This is a genomic window from Micromonospora sp. DT233 (assembly GCF_049841815.1).
Taxonomy (GTDB): domain Bacteria; phylum Actinomycetota; class Actinomycetes; order Mycobacteriales; family Micromonosporaceae; genus Micromonospora.
In genome coordinates this window covers 73,112-92,329 of the sequence record NZ_JBNCLB010000006.1, presented here as the reverse complement: position 1 = coordinate 92,329, position 19,218 = coordinate 73,112, and the positions used below count along the sequence as shown (strand labels likewise).

Annotated in this window: 16 protein-coding genes; 7 read left to right on the top strand and 9 right to left on the bottom strand. The window is 72.8% G+C overall.

Annotation, left to right across the window (positions count from 1 at the left end):
• Positions 1–9: 9 nt before the first annotated feature.
• The 8 genes from ACLQ2V_RS16145 to ACLQ2V_RS16110 form a co-directional block, all read right to left on the bottom strand.
• The gene (locus ACLQ2V_RS16145; RefSeq protein WP_425719297.1) at positions 10–972 is read right to left on the bottom strand and encodes a 3-oxoacyl-[acyl-carrier-protein] synthase III C-terminal domain-containing protein; all 963 of its coding nucleotides are present in this window, start codon (positions 970–972) and stop codon (positions 10–12) included.
• Positions 969–2,078, bottom strand: coding sequence for an acyl-CoA dehydrogenase family protein (locus ACLQ2V_RS16140; RefSeq protein ID WP_425719296.1), 1,110 nt, complete (start codon positions 2,076–2,078; stop codon positions 969–971). Before ACLQ2V_RS16140 ends, ACLQ2V_RS16145 begins: the two co-directional genes overlap by 4 nt.
• Positions 2,071–2,352, bottom strand: coding sequence for an acyl carrier protein (locus ACLQ2V_RS16135; RefSeq protein ID WP_425719295.1), 282 nt, complete (start codon positions 2,350–2,352; stop codon positions 2,071–2,073). Before ACLQ2V_RS16135 ends, ACLQ2V_RS16140 begins: the two co-directional genes overlap by 8 nt.
• Entirely contained in the window at positions 2,349–3,197 is an 849-nt protein-coding gene (locus tag ACLQ2V_RS16130) for a 3-hydroxyacyl-CoA dehydrogenase family protein (protein ID WP_425719294.1), read from the bottom strand. Before ACLQ2V_RS16130 ends, ACLQ2V_RS16135 begins: the two co-directional genes overlap by 4 nt.
• A complete protein-coding gene (locus tag ACLQ2V_RS16125) occupies positions 3,194–6,619 on the bottom strand; it encodes a thioester reductase domain-containing protein (protein ID WP_425719293.1) in 3,426 nt (1,141 codons plus the stop codon). Before ACLQ2V_RS16125 ends, ACLQ2V_RS16130 begins: the two co-directional genes overlap by 4 nt.
• Positions 6,616–6,954: an acyl carrier protein gene (locus tag ACLQ2V_RS16120; protein ID WP_425719292.1), complete on the bottom strand. Its 339-nt coding sequence runs from the start codon at positions 6,952–6,954 to the stop codon at positions 6,616–6,618. The genes ACLQ2V_RS16125 and ACLQ2V_RS16120 overlap by 4 nt, the downstream gene beginning before the upstream one ends.
• The gene (locus ACLQ2V_RS16115) at positions 6,951–9,914 is read right to left on the bottom strand and encodes a condensation domain-containing protein (RefSeq protein ID WP_425719291.1); all 2,964 of its coding nucleotides are present in this window, start codon (positions 9,912–9,914) and stop codon (positions 6,951–6,953) included. Before ACLQ2V_RS16115 ends, ACLQ2V_RS16120 begins: the two co-directional genes overlap by 4 nt.
• Positions 9,915–9,997: 83 nt before the next feature.
• Positions 9,998–11,761 (bottom strand): non-ribosomal peptide synthetase, encoded by a 1,764-nt coding sequence (locus ACLQ2V_RS16110; RefSeq protein WP_425719290.1) that lies wholly within the window; start codon positions 11,759–11,761, stop codon positions 9,998–10,000.
• Between the two features lie 589 nt (positions 11,762–12,350).
• Here ACLQ2V_RS16110 and ACLQ2V_RS16105 point away from each other — a divergent pair.
• The 3 genes from ACLQ2V_RS16105 (at position 12,351) to ACLQ2V_RS16095 (ending at position 15,400) form a co-directional block, all read left to right on the top strand.
• Positions 12,351–12,848 (top strand): flavin reductase family protein, encoded by a 498-nt coding sequence (locus tag ACLQ2V_RS16105; protein ID WP_425719289.1) that lies wholly within the window; start codon positions 12,351–12,353, stop codon positions 12,846–12,848.
• 114 nt (positions 12,849–12,962) lie between these two features.
• Positions 12,963–13,727 carry an ABC transporter ATP-binding protein gene (locus ACLQ2V_RS16100; protein WP_425719288.1) on the top strand — a complete coding sequence of 255 codons (765 nt, stop codon included), beginning with the start codon at positions 12,963–12,965 and terminating at the stop codon, positions 13,725–13,727.
• Positions 13,712–15,400 carry an ABC transporter permease gene (locus tag ACLQ2V_RS16095; RefSeq protein ID WP_425719287.1) on the top strand — a complete coding sequence of 563 codons (1,689 nt, stop codon included), beginning with the start codon at positions 13,712–13,714 and terminating at the stop codon, positions 15,398–15,400. Before ACLQ2V_RS16100 ends, ACLQ2V_RS16095 begins: the two co-directional genes overlap by 16 nt.
• A gap of 16 nt (positions 15,401–15,416) precedes the next feature.
• Here ACLQ2V_RS16095 and ACLQ2V_RS16090 read toward each other — a convergent pair whose 3' ends face one another.
• Positions 15,417–15,665 (bottom strand): hypothetical protein, encoded by a 249-nt coding sequence (locus tag ACLQ2V_RS16090; protein WP_425719286.1) that lies wholly within the window; start codon positions 15,663–15,665, stop codon positions 15,417–15,419.
• Positions 15,666–15,818: 153 nt separating this feature from the next.
• On the opposite strand from ACLQ2V_RS16090, the gene ACLQ2V_RS16085 reads away from it, so the two are divergent.
• The 4 genes from ACLQ2V_RS16085 to ACLQ2V_RS16070 all read left to right on the top strand — a co-directional run bounded on the left by ACLQ2V_RS16085 (position 15,819) and on the right by ACLQ2V_RS16070 (position 19,136).
• Complete coding sequence (locus ACLQ2V_RS16085; RefSeq protein ID WP_425719285.1) at positions 15,819–16,313, top strand: SRPBCC family protein; 495 nt, start codon at positions 15,819–15,821, stop codon at positions 16,311–16,313.
• 58 nt (positions 16,314–16,371) lie between these two features.
• Positions 16,372–16,902 carry a flavin reductase family protein gene (locus tag ACLQ2V_RS16080; RefSeq protein ID WP_425719284.1) on the top strand — a complete coding sequence of 177 codons (531 nt, stop codon included), beginning with the start codon at positions 16,372–16,374 and terminating at the stop codon, positions 16,900–16,902.
• Between the two features lie 181 nt (positions 16,903–17,083).
• The gene (locus tag ACLQ2V_RS16075) at positions 17,084–17,485 is read left to right on the top strand and encodes a DUF485 domain-containing protein (RefSeq protein ID WP_425719283.1); all 402 of its coding nucleotides are present in this window, start codon (positions 17,084–17,086) and stop codon (positions 17,483–17,485) included.
• Positions 17,463–19,136: a solute symporter family protein gene (locus tag ACLQ2V_RS16070; protein ID WP_425719282.1), complete on the top strand. Its 1,674-nt coding sequence runs from the start codon at positions 17,463–17,465 to the stop codon at positions 19,134–19,136. The genes ACLQ2V_RS16075 and ACLQ2V_RS16070 overlap by 23 nt, the downstream gene beginning before the upstream one ends.
• Positions 19,137–19,218 lie beyond the last annotated feature (82 nt).

Below are 19,218 nucleotides of genomic sequence, written 5' to 3'. Positions count from 1 at the left end.
TCTCCTTCGTCAGACGTGCCAGACCGTGGCCGCCCAGGCCGCCACGGGACTGTTGTTGAGAACCAGGACATGGTCGCCAGGGGCGACGTCGCCGTCGGCCAGCAGCCGATCCAGGTTGAGCACGACGTCCATGGCGCCGAGGTGGCCGTACTCGGCCAGTTGGCGTTGGCAGACCGGGTGGATGGGCAGCCCGAGCAGGGACTGGTAGAAGCCGTACGCGCTCGCCGTCACGTTCTGCATCAGGGTCGCGGCGACGTCGGCCTTGGTGATCCCGGCGTCGGCGAGGACGGTGTCGACCATTCGGCCGAGCCGTTGCCGGCTGTGCAGCGCCAGCTCGAAGCGGTACCGGTCGGGGGAGGCGCACTCCTCGCGCCACTCGTACCAGGGCGCCTGTTTGTAGTCCACCCGGAACAGGTCGTGGAACGTGCCGTCGCTCTCCTGCCGGTGCGCCACCAGGGCGGGGCGGCCGTCCCGGACGATGGTCATCGCGTACGCCCCGTCGCCGATCACCGTCACCGGGAAACGCACCCGGTCGACTCCGGTGGGGCGGCTGGCGTGCGCGATCAGCACACTCTGCCGGGTCGGGTCGGCGACCAGGAGGTCCCGGGCGAGCCCCCAGGCGGCGCTGGAGCCGGTGCAGCCGAGACCGTCCAGGGTGAAGGCGAACGCGCGGTCGAAGCCGCCGTCGAGCTGCAGTCGCCCCGAGTCGGAGCCGAGCAGGACGTCCGGCGCGCGCGACCCCACCATGATCAGCACGTCCGGGTCCAGCGGTGTCGCCTTGCCCAGCTCCTGACATGCCTGGACGGCGAAGTCCGTGGTCGGCGCGTCCGGAAACACCCCGACCCGGTCGATGCCACAGGTCGTGACGAACTCGCGCTCCTCCGTCCGCAACGAGTCGATCTCGGGCAGTTCGGTGACGGGGGTGCCACGCTCCGGCAGGACGCAGCGGACGGCCCCGATGCCCACGCTCACGACCAGGCCGCCAAGGCGTGATCGGCCAGCATCAGCTGGGACATCTCGTTGCTCCCCTCGATGAGCTCCATGAGCTTGGCGTCCCGGTAGGCGCGGGCCACCGGGTGCCCGTCCCGGCTGCCGGCGGACGCGAGCACCTGGACCGCCGTGCTCGCTCCCGCCGCGGCCCGGGTGGCCGCGAAGTGCTTGGCCAGCACGGCGGTGACGACCAGGTCGGACGTGCGCGCGTCCCAGCACCGGCTGGCGTGCTCACACAGTCGGGTCGCGGCCTGTTCGGCCACCGTCAACTCGGCCAGGTGACGCCGGACGAGCTGGTGGGAGGAGAGCGCGGCCCCGCCCTGGACCCGGGAGCTGGCGTGCCGGGCGGCTTCGGCCAGGCAACTGCGGAGGATTCCCACACAGCCCCAGGCCACCGAGAGCCGGCCGTACGTCAAGGCGGTGGAGGCGATCAGGCCGAGCGGCATGGCCGCCCCGCCGAGCACCGCGTCCCTCGGCAGGCGTACCCCGTCGAAGTGGATGTCGGCGTGGCCGGCCGCCCGGCAGCCGAGTGGGTCGGCCACCCGCTCGATGGTCACGCCCGGCGTGTCCGCCGGTACCAGCACCGCGGCCGCCTCGTCGCCGAACCGGCCGAAGACCACCAGCAGGTCGGCGTAGGCGCCGACGGTGATCCACACCTTCCGCCCGTCGATCCTGAGGGCGGAGCCGTCCTCGCTGATCCGGGTGCTCATCGCGGAGAGGTCGCTGCCCGCCTCGGGCTCACTGAAGGCCACCCCGGCGAGGCTCCCGGTGGTCAACGCGGCCAGCTGGGTACGCCGTTGGTTGGCCGAGCCGAGCCGCAGGATGGTCCACGCCGCCATGCCCTGCGAGGTGAGGACGCTCCGCAGCGAGCTGCACCGGGATCCGACGGAAGCGGTCAGCTCGCCGTTGTCCAGGCTGGAGAGGCCGAGGCCGCCGTACTCCTGGGGGATCTGCGCGCAGAGCACTCCCTTGGTGCCCAGCTCGCGCAGGGTCTGCAGGGGAAGCTGGCCGGTGCGGTCCCAGGTCTCCGCACGATCGCCCACTGCGGCGGCGACCAACGCCGCCGCCTCCGACCACCGCTCAGTCATCGGACTCCCCGCGCAGCCGCAGGACCAGCTCGGTCATCCGGTCGACCGTGCGGAAGTTGTCGAGCCGGAGGTCGGGGCCGCCGACGGTGACGCCGAACGTCGACTCGATGTGCACCACCAACTCCAGTGCGAACAGTGACGAGACCAGACCGGCGGCGAAGATGTCGAGCTCCGGCTCGATGGCTCGTTTGGTCTGCCGCTCCAGGAATGCGGTGAGCTGACCACGGATCGATCCCGGGCTCAGGATGTGCTGGTCGGTGCTGGATGAGCTCACTTGATCCCCCTGTGTTCGTAGAATCCGCGCCCGGTCTTGCGCCCGAAGTCGCCGTCGGCGACCTTGGCCAGCAGCAGCGCGGCCGGCTCGTAACCCTGGTCGCCCGTCCGGTCCCGCAGCACCCGCAGCGAGTCGACGACGTTGTCCAGCCCGATCAGATCGGCCGTGGCCAGCGGCCCGGTGCGGTGTCCGAGGCAGCCCGTGAAGAGCGAGTCGATCTCCTCCGGCGTGGCGAGCCCTTCCTCCGCGATGCGGGCCGCTTCGTTGATCATCCGTTGCAGCACCCGGTTGATCACGAAACCCGGTCCGTCGCCGACCACCACGACCTCCCGGCCCAGGCTGGCCAGGAAGTCCCGCGCGAGCGCCAGCGCGGCGCCGGAACTGCGCGGCCCACGGATCACCTCGACGGTCTTGATCAGGTACGGCGGGTTCATGAAGTGGGCGCCGACGGTGCGCTCGGGGTGGACGACCGCCCCGGCCAGCTCGTCCACCGGGATGGCGGAGGTGTTGGTGAGCACCAGCACCTCCGGGCCGATCAGCGCGGAAGCCTCGGCGAGCACCTTCGCCTTGACGTCGGCGAGCTCGGTGACCGCTTCGACGACCACGTCCGCGTCGGCGATCTCGGCGAGTTCCACGGTGGTACGCAGTGCGCCCGTCTCCGTCCCGGCCTGCGCCCCCATCAGCCGGGCCAGCCGCAGGTGGCGGTTGACCTCTGCCCCGGCCCGTTCCAGTACGGCCGGGTCGACGTCGACCAGGGTGACCGGCAGGCCGTTACCGAGGGCAAGGGCGGCGATCGCGCTGCCCATCACTCCCGCGCCCAGCACGGCGACATGTCGCTGCTTCATACCCGCTCCTCGATCGCGGTGGCTTCGTCGCCCCGCCGCCCGGCCAGTTCGGGCAGGAGCGCGGCGAACTCCTCGTGGCGTTCGGCCAGGAAAACCAGGCCCCGGCGCAGTTGCTCGGGGGTGACGGCGGCGGAGAGGCCCTGCTTACGCAGCCAGGACTGCCAACCCCGGACCTGCACGTCGTCCTCGGCCAGCTCGTGACCCTCCAACTCGTAGAGGGCAACGGCCGACATCACCTCGCTGCCGCCGTCCAGCGCCCGTTCGGCCACCCGCCGCTGCCACTGCGGCAACGGCATCGGCTCGGTCGTCAGGCCGGCCCGGCCGAGCATGTCGAACAGTTCCCGGGTGCTGATGGAACGCTCGTCGGCCAGGTGGTAGACCCTGCCGGCCGAGGACGGCGACAGCGCCAGCGACACGACCGCCCGAGCCACCACGTCGACCGGGGAGACCGGTTCGGCGCGCTCGTCGGTGGGGTGGGCGCCGACGGCGAGGCCGCTGGCGAGCATCCGCCAGACCAGGTCCTTGTGATTGCAGGCGCCGCTGTCCCGGGCCGCCATGATCAGACCGGGTCGGAAGACCCGGCCACGCACGCCGACCTCCTCGGCCTTCTCCAACAGCCGCTCGCCGACCCACTTGCTCACCCCGTAGCCACCGAGGTCGGCGTGCAGCGGCTGCTTGCGGGTCTCCAGCCGGACGCCCCCCGTGCCCGCCGCCGCACCGGTCGCGGCCAGGGTCGACACGTAGCTGAAGTCCCGGATGCCGTGCCGGCACATCCAGTTCAGCAGGCCCGCCATCGGCAGGACGTTGTCCTCCCGCAGCGTCCGGTACGGCTCGGTGAAGACCACCCGGGCCGCGCAGTGCAGCACGTGCCCGACCTGCTCGGCGAGCTCGCCGTCGAGGTCCACGGCGCCCGTGCCGGCGAAGTCCCGCAGGTCCGCCGGGACGACCCGGACCAGGTCGGGATCCGGCTCCGGCAGACCCAGCCGCGCGGCGGCCTCCCGCAGCCGCCGCATACCCGCCTGCTCGTCCGGGGCCCGCACCACGCAGTGGATGCGTCCCCGGCCGGCGCGCTGCAACTCGTGCAGGAGGAAGGCGCCGAGGTAGCCCGCGGCCCCGGTGAGCAGCACGTCCCGGCCCGGCGCGCGCCGCTGCGCCATCGGCCCGATCGGCAGCGCCAGGTCCGCGTCGATCAGCTCGCCGTCCCGGTCGGCCGCGCTCTGCCTGTCGGGGGTCACGCCGGCCCGGACGATCTCGGCGAGCCGGCGCACGGTGGCCCGGCTGCCGCCGGCCCGGTGCAGGTTGATCAGGACGCCGTACTGCTGCTGGATCCGCAGCACCATCTGCACCGAGAGCAGCGACGTGCCGCCCAGCGTGCCGAACTCGTCGTCCAGCCCGACGTCCGCCCGGTCGAACAGCTCCCGCCAGATGCCGGCGACGCTCTCCTCGATCGAGTCCCCCGCCGTCGCCCGGTCCGCCTCCGCCGGCGCGGGCGCCGGTTGCCGGCGGAACACGTCGAGGTGGTCCAGCGGCCAGTACCGCTTGCGCTGGAACGGGTACGTCGGTAGGCCTATCCGCCGACCCACCGGGCCGCTGAGCGCCTCCCAGTCGACCGTCACCCCGTGCAGCCAGGCGGTGCTCAGCGCCTCGTCCCAGCCGTCGTCCGCGGCGGGCACCACGACCCCCCGCGAAGCGGTCAGCTCCGCTCCGGCGCCGGTCTCCTCCAGCACCACCGCATACCGGTCGCCGGCGAGGTCGAGCCGGTCGACCACGGCCGAGCCGGGCAGCGCGGCCCGCAGCGCGGCCAGCCTCGCGGCCGTCACCTGCTCCCCCGCCACGACGACCGCGGTGCGGTGGGCGGCCCGCACCGTACGGACGGCCGGTGGGCGAGGCAGCCGCAGCGCCGCCGCGAGGCGCTCCGCCGGGGCGGTCACCACCCGCCGCTCGTCGAAGACCGCCCGTCCGACCCGCAGGGTGTACGCGACGTCCGCCGCCTGCGTGGGATCGCCGTCCAGCCGATCGGCCAGCGCCCGGCAGAGCTGGTCCAGCTCCACCCGGTTGCGGGCGGAGACGTTCAGTCGGACGACCGGTGCGACCGGCGCGGCCGGCCGGGTCGGTGCCGGCGGCGCGGCCACCACCATGGCGGCGTTGGTGCCGCCCACGCCCATGGAGTTGACCAGCACCAACCGGTCCGGATCGGGGCACTCCCGCCGGGCGGTGCTGATGAAGAACGGGCTCTTCTCCAGCTCCGCCGGGTCACGGGCGGTCTCGAAGGTCGGGTGCGGGGGCAGCGTTCCGGTGCCGGCCACATGGACGGCCTTGATCAACCCGGCGATGCCGGCGGCCGGGCCGAGGTGCCCGATGTTGGACATCACCGAGCCGAGACCGCAGTAGCCCACCTCGTCGGTGCTGCGCCGAAACGCCTCGGTGAGGGCCAGCAGCTCGATGTGGTCGCCCAGCGGCGTACCGGTGCCGTGTGCCTCGACGTACCGGACCTCGCCGGCGGAGACACCCGCGACCGACAGCGCTGCCGCGATCACGTCCGCCACCCCGTCGAGATTCGGGGCGGCGTAGCCGAGTCGCGCGCCACCGTCGTTGCCGACCGCCGAACCACGCAACACGGCCAGCACGGGGTTGCCGTCGGCAAGCGCGTCGGCGAGCCGGCGCAGGGCCACCACCCCGACCCCGGAGCCGTAGGTGGTGCCGCTGCTGCTCGCGTCGAAGGACCGGACGTATCCGTCCTCGGAGACCCAGGCCCCGGGGATCGGCAGGTATCCGAGCAGCGGCTCCACGACGGTCGCACCCCCGGCGAGCACCACGTCGCACTCACCGGCGAGCAGACTCAGCATTCCGTAGTGCACCGCGTACAACGAGGAGGAGCATCCGGTCTGGACGCTGACCGACGGCCCCCGCAGGCCGAGCTTGTAGGCCGTCCGCGAGGTCATGAAGTCGGCCTGCCCGCCGACGGTGAGGTCCAGGTCCCCGATCGCGGCGGCCAGCCCCTGGTCGCGGACCTTGGCGGCGAAGACCGCCGCCGAGTAGTTGCCGGCGGCGCTGCTGGCGAACACCCCGGTCACCAGGCGGCCCGCGCCCGGCGTCAGGCCCGCCGACTCCAGCGCCTCCCAGCAGGACTCCAGGAAGATGCGCTGCTGCGGGTCGATGGCGTCGACCTCCCGGGGGGTGTATCCGAAGAAGTCGGCGGCGAAGTCGGCCACGCCCGGCAGGGTCGCGCCGACCCGGACGAAGCCCGGCTGCCGCGTCGCCTCCTCGCTGTGCCCGGCCGCGCGGAGCTGCTCGTCGGTCAGCTCCCGCATGGAGACCGCGCCGGTGTCGACGTTGCGCCAGTACTGCTCGGGGTTCCACGCGTCGGGGAAGCGGCAGGCCGTCCCCACGACGGCGATGTCGGTGTCGGAGATCTCGGTCATGACGGGCGCGTCACCTCCGCCGTCCGGGCCCGGCCGAGCAGGGCGCGGCGCTGGCTGGCGCCGGTCACCTGTGGCCGCGCCTCCTCGCCGACGCCGGCCAGCAGCCGGGCCTGCGCCCGGATCGTGGCGTGCTGGAACAGGTCGGACACCCGCAACGAGCGTTCGGTGAGCTCGTGCAGGTCCTCCCAGAGCATGATGAGCAGCAGTGAGCTGCCACCGGCCTCCAGGAAGTTCTGGTCCGGGTCGAGGCGGTCCGGGTCTTCGACGTCGAGCACCTCGGCCCAGGCGGCCCTGACCCGATCTAACAGTTGGTCCTCCGTCAGGGGGGTGGTCATCGTCCCTCCAGTGGTCGAGCGGTGGGCTGCCGGATGAGGTCGTCCGCCGCGGTGGTGACCGCGTGCAGGATGGTGCGTGCGGTGGCCGGATCGAAGAGGGCTGCGGAGTACACCAGCTCCCACCGCAGGTCCTGTCGCCGGTCGATGACGGTGAGCTCGATCTCGTACTTGAGGTGCAGCGGGTCGAGCGGGCGAATGGTGGCGGTGGCATCCGGCCCGAGGTCCGGGGCCGACAGTTCGCCGTCCTCGGCGCTGAGGTAGACCGGCGTCACCGGGGGCCGACCGAGGTCGCGGTCGGGATGCAACGCGCCGGCGACCGCGTCGAACGGCGCCGCGGAGTGCCGGAAGCTCAGGTTGGCCGCGTCCCGTACCCGGGCGAGCAGCTCCGGCCAGGTCGGCTCGCCGCTGGCGTCGGCGCGCAACACGAGCGTGTCGATGAACAAGCCCACCGCGTCGGCGCGGCGCGCCCCCGTCCGCTGCGACCAGGGGAAGGCGAAGAGGAAGTCGCGCTGGCCGCCGACGCGGGCCAGCGCCACGGCCAGCAGCGCGGCCGAGACCATGAACATGGTGCAGCCGGCGTCGGCGGCGACCTTGCGCAGTCGGTCGGCCCGGGTCGGGTCGAGGTCGCAGGTCAGCCGGCCCGCCCGGGTCTCCTGGTTCTCGCCCCGGCCCCTGTCGTACGGCAGGACCACGTCCACGGGCGCGTCGGTGAGTGCCTGCACCACCGCCCGCGTATCGGACTGCGCGGTGTCGTCGGGATCGGTGTGGCCGGTCTCGGCCACCGGCTCGGGCAGCTCCTCGCCCCGGTACGCCGCCCCGATCTGTCGCATCAGCAACTGCCGCGACCAGCCGTCGAAGACGATGTGGTGGACGACGACGACGAGGGTGACGCCCCGCTCGCCCCGGTCCAGCAGGTGCGCCCGGGCCGGTGCCGCACGGGCCAGGTCGAAGCCCGCCCAGCTCCACTGCGCCACGGCCTCGCCCACCTGCTCGTCGGTCCAGCCGGCGGCGTCGACCAGGGTGACATCACCGGCGGGACCGTCCGTGCGGTGGTAGACGCGGCGCTGCCGGCGGTCGAGCTCGAAGCGTGCCCGCAGGGCCGGATGCCGGGCCAGCACGGCCTCGACGGCGGCGCGTAGTCGCTCGACGTCGATCTCACCGGCGAGGTCCACCACGGTGGGGACCAGGTACGCCTGCCGCAGCCACGGCAGGCGGTCGACGGACCAGAAGCGTTGCTGCGCCGGGCTGGTGACCTGCCGGCCGTCGCTGGACGACGGCGCGGCGACGGCCACCCGAGGCGGCGCCGCCAGCAGCCGGGCCAGGCCGGCCACCGTCGGGTCGGCCAGGAAGTCGCGCGCCGCCAGCACGACGCCGTCCTCGCGTTCGATCCGGCGCAGCATGGTGACGACCAGCAGGGAGTGGCCGCCGAGGGCGAAGAAGTCGGTGGCCGGGGTCAGCCCGGCCGCGATCACCTCCGCCGGCTCGTCGCCGAGGTCGGTCAGCGCCGTGGCGAAGCACTCGGCCGCACGGCGTACGGCCGCCTCCGGCACCGGGGCTGCCGGGGCCGTCGCGGTCACCGGCGTCGCGGTCGCGGCCGGGGCGGTCGTCGTCCAGGCCGGGTCCGGACCGAATCGTTTCAACTCCGCCAGGGGCACGGCGAACCGCTCCGTCACGGTCCCGAGCAACCCGAGGTACGCCTGGGCCAGCGCCGTCACCACCGCCCTGGGGTAGCGGGCCAGGTCGTACTCCCAGCGGGCGTACCAGCCGTCGGCTCGTTCCTCGACGGTGAGCATCAGGTCGAACTTGGCGGTGCCGTTGGGCAGCACCTCGGGCAGCGCCCAGCGCACCGGAACCTCCGGGCCGGGCACGGGGAAGTTCTGCAGGGCGAAGGCGACCTCGACCAGTTCGGTACGTGCCACGGCCGTGAGGTGGTGGTACGGCAGGCGTTGATGGAGCAGGGTCCGGAACGCCTCGCCCCGGGCCTCGGCGCACGACTGCGCGAAGTCCTCCGCCCCGCCCAACCGGGCCAGCAGCGGCACGGTGTTGACGAAGAAGCCGACCACGTCGTCGGCCTCGGGGCCGGGCCGGTTGGCGGCGACGACTCCGTACCGGAAGCTGTCGCGGCCGGACCAGAGGCTCAGCAGCACCTGGAACCCGGTGCCGAAGAGCACGAACGGGGTGATGCGGTGTTCGGCCGCCAACTCGGTGACGCGGTCCCAGAGCCCAGCGGGGAGGACGGTGACCACCTCGCCGCCCGCGCGCACCACGGCGCGGCCCGGTGCGGGGGGCAGCGCCCCGGCCAGGGTGAGCCCGGGCCCGGCGGCAAGGAGTTCCGCAGCCCGCTCCGCCACCGCGGCGCGCGCGTCGGGGCGGCTTCCCGCCTCCCGGTCGCGCCGCGCCAGCTCGATGAAGCGGGTCGCGACAGCGGGCAGGTCGGTTCGCCGGCCGGCGACACCGGCCGCGTAGGCCGTCGCGAGGTCGGCGCAGAGCCGCCCCATCGACCAGCCGTCGAAGGCGACATGGTGCAGCACCAGCAGCACGGCGTCGCCGCCGTTGAGACCGAGGAACGCGGCGCAGCGCAGCACGTGCCCGGTGGTGAGGTCCAGCGGCGCGGAGCTGAACCGACGTACCTCGTCCTGGACGTCGGTCCAGGACCCGCCGGGGGTCCGGACCACCTGGACCGGCACGTCGGTCGCCGGACCGACGAACTGTTCCGGTTCGTCGCCGCGCAGGCGGTAGCCGGTACGCAGTGGCTCGTGCCGGGCCAGCACGGCGGTCAGCGCGGCGCCGAGCAGGGCCGGGTCGACCCGGCCCTGCCAACGCAGCAGCACCGGAACGAGGTAGGTGGCCGCACCGGGGGCGGCGGCGTCGATCAGCCACAACCGCTCCTGCGCGAAGGACAGCGGGCCGCGCTCCGGGCGGTGGGTCTCCGGCATCGACCCGGGCGATCGGGTGTCCATTCGCTTCCTCTCGTCGTCGCCTGCGCTCGCCGAGGTCAGCCCGACGACGGGCTCGGCGCGTGCGCGTGGTCCCCGGTGATCGATCAGTGTGTGCGTTCGAGGGCGGCCCTGATCTGGTCGGCGAGGTGGGTGAACGACTCGGCCAGCAGCACGTCGTGCGGCTCGGATCGGACGCCGAGTCGGTCCTGGACCCGCCCGGCGAGCTGGACCGCCATGATGGAGTTGCCGCCCATCTCGAGAAAGTTGCGGGTCGGGGTGGGCTCGCTGCCGACCACGTCCCGCCAGATCACCCGCAGGGCGGTGGCCACCGGATCGGCCTGCGACCCGGCCGTGTCGGGATCGGCGGCAGGGAGATCGGCGGTGGCCGTGGAGTCGGCCAGCAGCCGGGCGATCGCAGCCCGGTCGACCTTGCCCGTCGGCCCGATCGGCGGTCGGCTGAGCGGAACCCATCGAGCGGGCACCATGTAGCCGGGGACCTGCTCGGCCACCCGCCGGGTCAACTCGGCGAGATCTAGCGCCTCGGCCGCCGGCACGACAGCCACGGCGAGCAGCGCCTGCGGCCCGTCGCCGAGCTTCTCCGCGTACGCCGCGTCGGCCAGGCCGGTGGCGACGACGGCCAGCTCGACCTCGTCCAGCTCGATGCGGAAGCCACGCACCTTCACCTGTCGATCCCGCCGGCCCAGCACCTCGATGACCCCATCGGGGAGCCGGCGGGCCAGGTCGCCGGAGCGGTAGAGCCGGCCGTCGATGCCGGGGCGGGTGACGAACCGCTCCGCGGTCAGGTCGGGACGGCCCAGGTACCCCAGGGCGACACCGGGGCCGCCGATGTACAGCTCGCCGACCTCGCCGGACGGGACCTCGACGAGGCCGGGGCCGAAGACGTGCAGGCTGGTGCGCTGCAGGGGACGGCCCACTGGGACCCGGTCCCGGCCGGCGAGGCTCTCGGCGGTGCAGTCGTGGTACGCGGCGAAGGTGGTGGTCTCGGTCGGGCCGTACCCGTTGACCAACCGCGCGGGCGGCGAGTCGGCGAGCACCCGCCGCACTGCGGACAGGTCGAGCTGCTCACCGCCGACGAGGACGGTGCCGACCGTCCTCAGCGCGGCCGGACGTTCCCGGCTGATCAGGTGGAACAACGAGGTGGTCAGGAACAACGCGTCGATCGACAGGTCGGCAAGGCGTGCCGTCCACTCGTCGAGGGACAGGTCGGTCACCGCGGGCAGGGGCACCACGCAGCCCCCGGCGACGAGCGGACCCCAGACCTCGAAGGTGCTGGCGTCGAACGCCGGGTTCGAGGTGTGGGCCACGCGATGGCCGGGCGCGACGGTGCAGAACAGCGGCTCGACCACCAGTCGTTCCACCGCCCGGTGCGGGACCACGACCCCTTTCGGCTCGCCGGTCGAGCCGGACGTGAACATGACGTAGATCGGGTCGTCCGCGTCGGCCAGCTCCGGGAGCTGGCTCGCGGCGGTCGGGTCCTCGGCGGTCGGGGCCTCGGCGACGGCCGGGTCGACCCGCTGGGCGGCACCGAGCCACGGCTCGTCATGGGCGGCGATCACGACCGAGACGCCCGCGGTCGCCAGCGTCCGGCGCACCCGGTCCACCGGCGCCGCCGAATCGATCGGCAGGTACGCCGCGCCGGCGCGCGCCACCGCGAGCATCGCCACGATCAGCGACCGACCGCGCGGCAGGGAGAGGGCTACCACCGCGCCCCGGTCGACGCCCAACCGGCGGAGGTGCCCGGCCAGCGCCCCGGAGTGCTGCCACAATTCTGCGTAGCTCAGCGTTTCTTGGCAGGTCGGGTCGAAAACGGCTGCACCATCGGGGTGACTGCGGACCCAGCGTTCCACGAGTGAGGGCACTGTCGATGGGCTCTTTGCCGGCAACACATTCCCCCCTGAATGCGCGAGCTCAACGAATGCATGACGACACGCGCCAATGCGTTATCCGATGCGATGCTTGCGACACGCTACCAAGAGATCACTGACGGCAATAGTGACATAGATCACATGGGTGCGGTCTAGGCGCTCGACATCGCGCCCGCGTAAAGGAAACCGCCGCATTCCTTCGCGCCACCACCGGGACGCCATCATCCATCGACCAAGATCACAACAGGCCCTTCTGGCTGCCACGACGTGTCGCCGTCCGCCAGCGCCGCCACCCGCCCACAGCCCTTGCCCGCCCCGATCCCCGTTACGGAAAGTAGTGAGGGCACGGGGAGTGGTCGTCAGTTATCATCACGACAGCTTTGACCTTGCAGCGCGCTCTGACACCGACATTTCCGGACATCATCGAATTGTTCGCCGCACTGCTGGCATTCGTGTCGGCTAAACGCGACGTCCCTGCGGTTGTGGCATTTATTCGGCCAGCCGGCCGATTGCTCCGTGCCCGCCACCAGGCCATCGCGGGCCACGGCGACCGGAACGGGAGAAAAGGCCTGTGAACCCACCCGCCTCAGCGGTCGACAACGCACAGTTCCGCCATGTCCTGGGCCATTTCGCCACGGGCGTGACCACGGTGACCGCCCTCGATCCAAGATCGGGGCGTCCGGTCGGTCTGACCGTGAACTCGTTCACGTCGGTCTCGTTACGCCCGCCGCTGGTTTCCTTCTGTGTCCGTCGGGACAGCCGGAGCTGGCCGCTCATGCGCGTCGCCGAGCGGCTCTGCGTGAACATCCTCGGCGTCGAGCAGCAGGCCGTCTGCGAGCGGATGGCCGGCCCCGGGGCGGACCGCTTCCGCGACCTCGACTGGGCGTTGTCCCCCGGCGGCGCGCCGGTGCTGGCCGATGTGGTCGCATGGGTGGAGGGCACGGTGGACGCCGAACATGACGCCGGCGACCACGTCATCGTGGTGCTGCGGGTGCATCACCTGCACGGGCGGACGGACGGGCAGCCCCTGCTCTTCCTCCGTGGTCGGTACGGCCGCTTCGCCCACTGAGCACAGCGCCCCACCGACCACCGGAGATCCCGGTCGATAACCGGCCGGGAGGAGGCAGCGGCCCTCGGTCGAGAGAGGTCAGTGGCGACGAGGACGAGCGGGTAACGTCGCAACATGACTGTTGAGCACCCCGCACTCGCTCTGCGTGGCCTCGCCAAGCGGTTCGACGGCAGGGTGGCGGTGGCCGGCGTCGACCTCGACGTCCGGGCCGGTTCGTTCTACGGGCTGCTCGGCCCGAACGGCGCCGGCAAGACCACCACCCTGTCGATGGCGGTCGGGTTGCTGCGGCCGGACGCGGGTGTCGCCCGGGTGCTCGGGCACGACGTGTGGGCCGACCCGGTCGGCGCGAAGCGGCTCCTCGGCGTGCTGCCGGACGGCGCGCGGCTCTTCGACCGGCTCAGCGGGGCGGAGCTGTTGGCGTACCACGGCCTGCTGCGCGGCATGGACCCGGCGGTGGTCGACCAGCGGGCGGCGGAGCTGCTCGACGTGCTCGCGCTCGGCGACGCCGGCCGGACCCTGGTGGTGGACTACTCGGCCGGGATGAAGAAGAAGATCGGCCTGGCCTGCGCCCTGCTGCACGGCCCCCGGCTGCTGGTGCTCGACGAGCCGTTCGAGGCGGTGGACCCGGTGTCGGCGGCGCTGATCCGCGACATCCTGCACCGGTACGTCGTCGGTGGCGGGACGGTGGTCTTCTCCAGTCACGTGATGGAGGTCGTGGAGCGGCTCTGCTCCCACGTGGCGATCCTCGCCGAGGGGACGATCAAGCAGGTCGGCACCCTCGCCGAGGTGCGCGGGGACCGCTCGTTGGAGGAGGTCTTCGTCGAGGTGGTCGGCGGGCGCACCGCCACGGGCGAGGAGCTGGCGTGGCTGTCCCGGTGAGCGCGCCCCCCGCCGAGCCGGTCCGGGCGGTCTCGGCCCGGCACTTCGTCCGGCTCAAGCTGCGGGTGATGGGCAACAGCTTCCGTGGCCAGGGTCGGCGGGTCACGCTCTTCCTGGGCGGTGTGCTGGGCGGGCTCTGGTTCGCCACCACCGGCTTCTTCCTGCTGGCCGCCCCCGGTCTGGCCGGCGAGCCGACGTACGCGCCGATGGCCGCCGCGTTCGGCGGCGGCCTGCTCGTGCTCGGCTGGCTGCTGCTGCCGCTGGTCTTCTTCGGCGTCGACGAGACGCTCGACCCGGCCCGCTTCGCCCTGCTGCCGCTGACCCGCCGGACCCTCGTCGGCGGGTTGCTGGCCGCCGCGCTGGTCAGCGTCCCGACGGTGGCGTCGCTGCTGTCGGCCGGCGGGCTGGTCGTCACCGCCGGGGCGCTGGGCGGCTGGCCGGCGGCGCTGGTCGCGGCCGTCGGGGTGGTCGCGGGGCTGATCCTCTGCGTCGCCGCCAGCCGCGCGGTGACCAGCGCGTTCGCCACCATGCTGCGCTCGCGCAAGGTGCGTGACCTGGCGGGCGTGCTGCTAGCGCTGCTCGCCGCGTTGCTGGGCCCGTTGCAGCTGGTGGTGCTGGCCACCGTGCGGCAGGCCGACTGGGATCGGCTGACCGGGGTGGCCCGGGTTATCGGGTGGACCCCGCTGGGCGCCCCGTGGACGATCGGCGTCGACGTGGCCGAGGGCCGGGCCTGGGCGGTCCCGCCGAAGCTGCTGATCACCGCGGCGACCATCGGGGCGCTGCTGTGGTGGTGGTCCCGCTCGTTGGAGTCGGCCATGGCGGGCACCGCCGGCGGCCCGACCAAGGCCCGCAGCGCCCCGGTCGGCGGCCCCGTCGCGCAGCTCTTCCCCCGGGCGGTCGGCTGGCTGCGGCGGGACCGCTTCGGCGCGCTGGTCGCCCGGGAGTGCCGCTACTGGTGGCGCGACGCCCGGCGCCGGGCCAACCTCATCTCGATCCTGGTGGTCGGGGTCCTGGTGCCGGTGATGGTCAACTTCGGCGGGGCGAAGCTCTCGACGAGCGGCGGGCTGGCCTTCGCCGACCCCAACTCCTCGCCCGCGCTGGCCAGCGCCTCGGTCCTGCTCATCGGGGTGCTCGCCTCGGTCACCCTGGCCAACCAGTTCGGCTTCGACGGCAGCGCGTACGCGGCGAACGTCGTGGCCGGGGTGCCGGGTCGGCTGGAGCTGCGGGCCCGCGCGGCGGCCTTCTCGGTGTACGTCCTGCCGATCCTCGCCGTCGTCGCGGTCCTGCTGGCGACGCTGCTGGGCCGGCCGGCGTGGCTGGGCCTGCTGGCCGGCACCCTGCTCACCTCGTACGGGGTGGGGCTGGCGATCAACACGCTGCTGTCGGTGCTGGGGGCGTACGAGCTGCCGGAGGCGAGCAACCCGTTCGCGATGAACAGTGGGGCCGGGATGGCGAAGGGCCTGCTCACCCTGCTGTCGATGGCCGGCACGGCGGTGGCCTCGGTGCCGGTGCTCGTCGCGCCGGCGCTGTTCGGCGACGCGTGGCTCTGGCTGGCCCTGCCGTTCGGCCTCGGGTACGGGCTGGGCGCGGCCCTGCTCGGCACCCACCTCGCCGGGATGGTCCTCGACCGACGGGCCCCGGAGCTGCTGACCGCCGTCACCCCGCGCCGCTGACCCGCCGGCCGCCCGGTCAGCGGCGGCGGAGGAACGCGTAGAAGACCGAAGCGTGTGCGGTGATGCTGACCAGTTCCCAACCGAACTGCGCCAGGTACTCCACGCCCTCCATCAGCTCGGTGACGGCGGAGCGCGTCAGGCCGGTAGCGGAGGCCAGCGCGAGGTGCCGGTGGGGGTAGCCCCGCAGGTCCACCTCGTTGCGCGACAGGGAATCGATGCTGATCACCCGCTTCAGGGCGAGCTGCTGCGGTGTCACTCGGGCCATGCCCGGCACGATACGACCCGCGCGCACCCGTCGCCGGCCCCGAAGACGGCGGCGCGGCAAGGCGGCGGCGCGGACACGACAGCGGCGCGGCAAGGCGGCGGCGCGGCAAGGCGGCGACGGGCGGGGATTGGCGCGCGGGGACACAATGGGCCGGTGCCCGTCGTCGAAGCGGTGATCACCGTTCCCGTCCCGCCCGAGCTTGCCTTCGCCGTGTCGCAGACCGTCGCGCCGGAGCGCTACCGCTGGGACCCGTTCGTCCGCGAGCAGCACTTCACCGACGGCGCGACCCGCCCCGGCAAGGGGGTGCTGACCTTCACCCGGTCCCGGCACGGCCTGGCCATGGTCAGCGAGTACGTCTCCTTCGCGCCGCCCACCAACGTCGGGATGAAGATGGTCCGGGGCCCGTGGTTCTTCGAGATGTTCGCGGGCGGCTGGCGGTTCGCGCCCGGCCCGCAGCCGGGCACGTCGGTCGCCACCTGGCGGTACAACTTCCGCTGCCGCCCGGCGTTCCTGCGCCCGGTCGCCGACCGGGTGGGGGTGTGGCTGCTCGACCGCGACATCCGCCGCCGGATCGCCGGGTACGCGGCCGGCTGCGCCGACCCGGTGGTCCTGGCCGCCGCCCGCCGCGCCCTGTCCACCGAGGCGTGACGGGTCGGTGCCGCCGGCGCGAGCGGTTCCCGGATCGGACCGCCTCCGGGGCGGCACAATGTTTCACGTGAATCATGAGCCGGGTGCCGAGATCCACCACACCGACCCGTTCGCCGTGCCGGCGGGGCAGAAGTCCGGGGCGCGGCGGCTGCGCGGGCGCCTCGCGGCTCCGGTGACCCTGTGGAGCGCCCCGGGGCCGGCGGGGCTGACGGTCTCGTCGACCCTGGTCGCCGAGGGCGAGCCGGACCGGCTGCTCGGGCTGATCGACCCGGAGTCGGACCTCTGGGCGGCCGTGCAGGCGGCGGGGCGGTTCGCGGTGGCGCCGCTGGGCCCGCCGCACCGGCAGCTCGCCGACCGCTTCGCCGGCCTCTTCCCGTCGCCGGGCGGGCTCTTCGCCACCGGTTCCTGGACCGACACCGAGTACGGGCCGGTGCCGGCGGACGCGGGCGGCTGGGCCGGCTGCCGGCTCGACGACGCCCGGGAGTACGGCTGGGCGCTGCTCGTGGAGGCGACCGTCGAGGCCGTCGACCTCGCCGAGGAGACCGCCCCGCTGCTGCACTACCGGGGTCGGTACCACGATCTGACCTGAGCCGGGGGCCGAGGCGGCGTCGACGCCGCCCGCCGGTTAGCGGAGTGACCTGAGTCACTGGGCGCAGGCAGGTAACCGCTCGGCGCAGGGGGTGACCAAGGTCGATATCGCCCTTCCCGGGCGGCCGGCGGGGTTTCTACCGTGCGGCGAAACCCCTATGCCTGTGAAGGTGGTGATCCAGATGTCCACGGACACTCCCGCGTCCGACAAGCCCCCGGCCGCGTCGCCGACGCCGGCCTCCGGCGATTCCACGGCGGAGCGGTACCTTGCCGTCCAGCGGTCGGACGAGTTCGCCGGCCTGCGTCGGTCCCTGCGCGGCTTCATCTTCCCGATGACCGTCGCGTTCTTCCTCTGGTACGCGCTCTACGTGATCCTCTGCGCGTACGCGCGGGACTTCATGGGCACGCGGCTGTTCGACAGCAACATCAACGTCGCCCTGGTCTTCGGTCTGCTCCAGTTCGTCTCCACGTTCCTCATCGCCTGGCTCTACGCCCGGTTCGCCGACCGCAGGATCGACCCGGTCGCCGACCGGATCCGCGCCGAGATGGGGGAGGTGACCCATGAACACGGTCCTCGCGGCTGAGGCGGGCAACACCACCGCCCGCAACCTGACCATCACGCTCTTCCTGGTCTTCGTGGCGATCACCCTGGCCATCACGATCTGGGCCAGCCGGCAGACCAAGACCGCCACCGACTTCTACGCCGGGGGCCGCTCCTTCTCCGGCTTCCAGAACGGCATGGCGATCGGCGGCGACTACATGTCGGCGGCGTCCTTCCTCGGCATCGCCGGCATGATCGCCCTCTACGGCTACGACGGCTTCCTCTACTCCATCGGCTTCCTGGTCGCCTGGCTGGTGGCGCTGCTGCTGGTCGCGGAGCTGCTGCGCAACTCCGGCCGGTACACGATGGCCGACGTGCTGGCCTTCCGGATGCGGCAGCGCCCGGTGCGGACCGCCGCCGCCGTCTCCACCATCACGGTGTCGATCTTCTACCTGCTGGCCCAGATGGTCGGCGCGGGCGCGCTGGTGGCGCTGCTGCTCGGCATCAAGCCCGGCACGACGTTCCTGGGCATGGACGCCGACACCGCCAAGATCGCGACGATCGTCATGGTCGGCGCCCTCATGATCATCTACGTCACCGTGGGCGGCATGAAGGGCACCACGTACGTCCAGATCGTCAAGGCGTTCCTGCTGATGGCCGGCGCGCTGCTGATGACCGTGCTGGTGCTGGCGAAGTACAACTTCAACCTCTCGGAGCTGCTCGGTGCCGCCGCGGCCTCCTCGGGCAAGGGCACCGCAACCCTCGAACCGGGGCTGCGCTACGGCGTCGAGGTGGCTGGCGACGCGACGCAGACCTTCTACAACAAGATGGACCTGCTCTCGCTCGGCATCGCGCTGGTGCTCGGCACCGCCGGCCTGCCGCACATCCTGATCCGCTTCTACACCGTGCCGACGGCGAAGACCGCCCGCAAGAGCGTGCTCTGGGCCATCGGCATCATCGGCACCTTCTACCTGCTCACCCTCGCCCTCGGCTTCGGTGCTGCGGCACTGGTCGGCAGCAAGGCGATCACCGCGCAGGACAAGGCCGGCAACACGGCCGCCCCGCAGCTCGCCGAGGCGCTCGGCATCGACTTCCTCGGCGGCGAGCTCGGCGGGGCCGCCCTGCTGGCGATCATCGCCGCGGTCGCCTTCGCCACGATCCTGGCGGTGGTCGCCGGGCTCACCCTGGCCTCCTCGTCCAGCCTGGCGCACGACTTCTACGCCAACGTGCTCAAGAAGGGGCAGGCCTCCGAGCGCCAGGAGGTCCGGGTGGCCCGGATCTCGGCCCTGGTCATCGGCGCGATCTCGATCGTCCTGTCGATCTACGCGCAGAACCTGAACGTGGCGTTCCTGGTGGCGCTGGCCTTCGCGGTGGCCGCCTCGGGCAACCTGCCGGCGATCCTCTACAGCCTGTTCTGGCGGCGGTTCAACACCTCCGGCGCGGTCTGGGCGATCTACGGCGGTCTGCTGGCCGCGGTGCTGCTGGTGTTCTTCTCGCCGGTGGTCTCGGGCGCGCCGACCGCCATGTTCCCGGACCACGACTGGCAGTGGTTCCCGCTGTCCAACCCGGGCATCCTCTCCATCCCGTTCGGCTTCCTCTGTGGCTGGATCGGCACGATCATCTCCAAGGAGCACGACGAGGAGAAGTACGCGGAGTTGGAGGTGCGCTCGCTGACCGGCGCCGGCGCGCACTGAGCAAGCCGCACCCGCACCGAGCAAGCCGTACCCGCACCGAGCGGGTCGCACCCGCACTGAACGCGGGCCGCACCCGCACTGA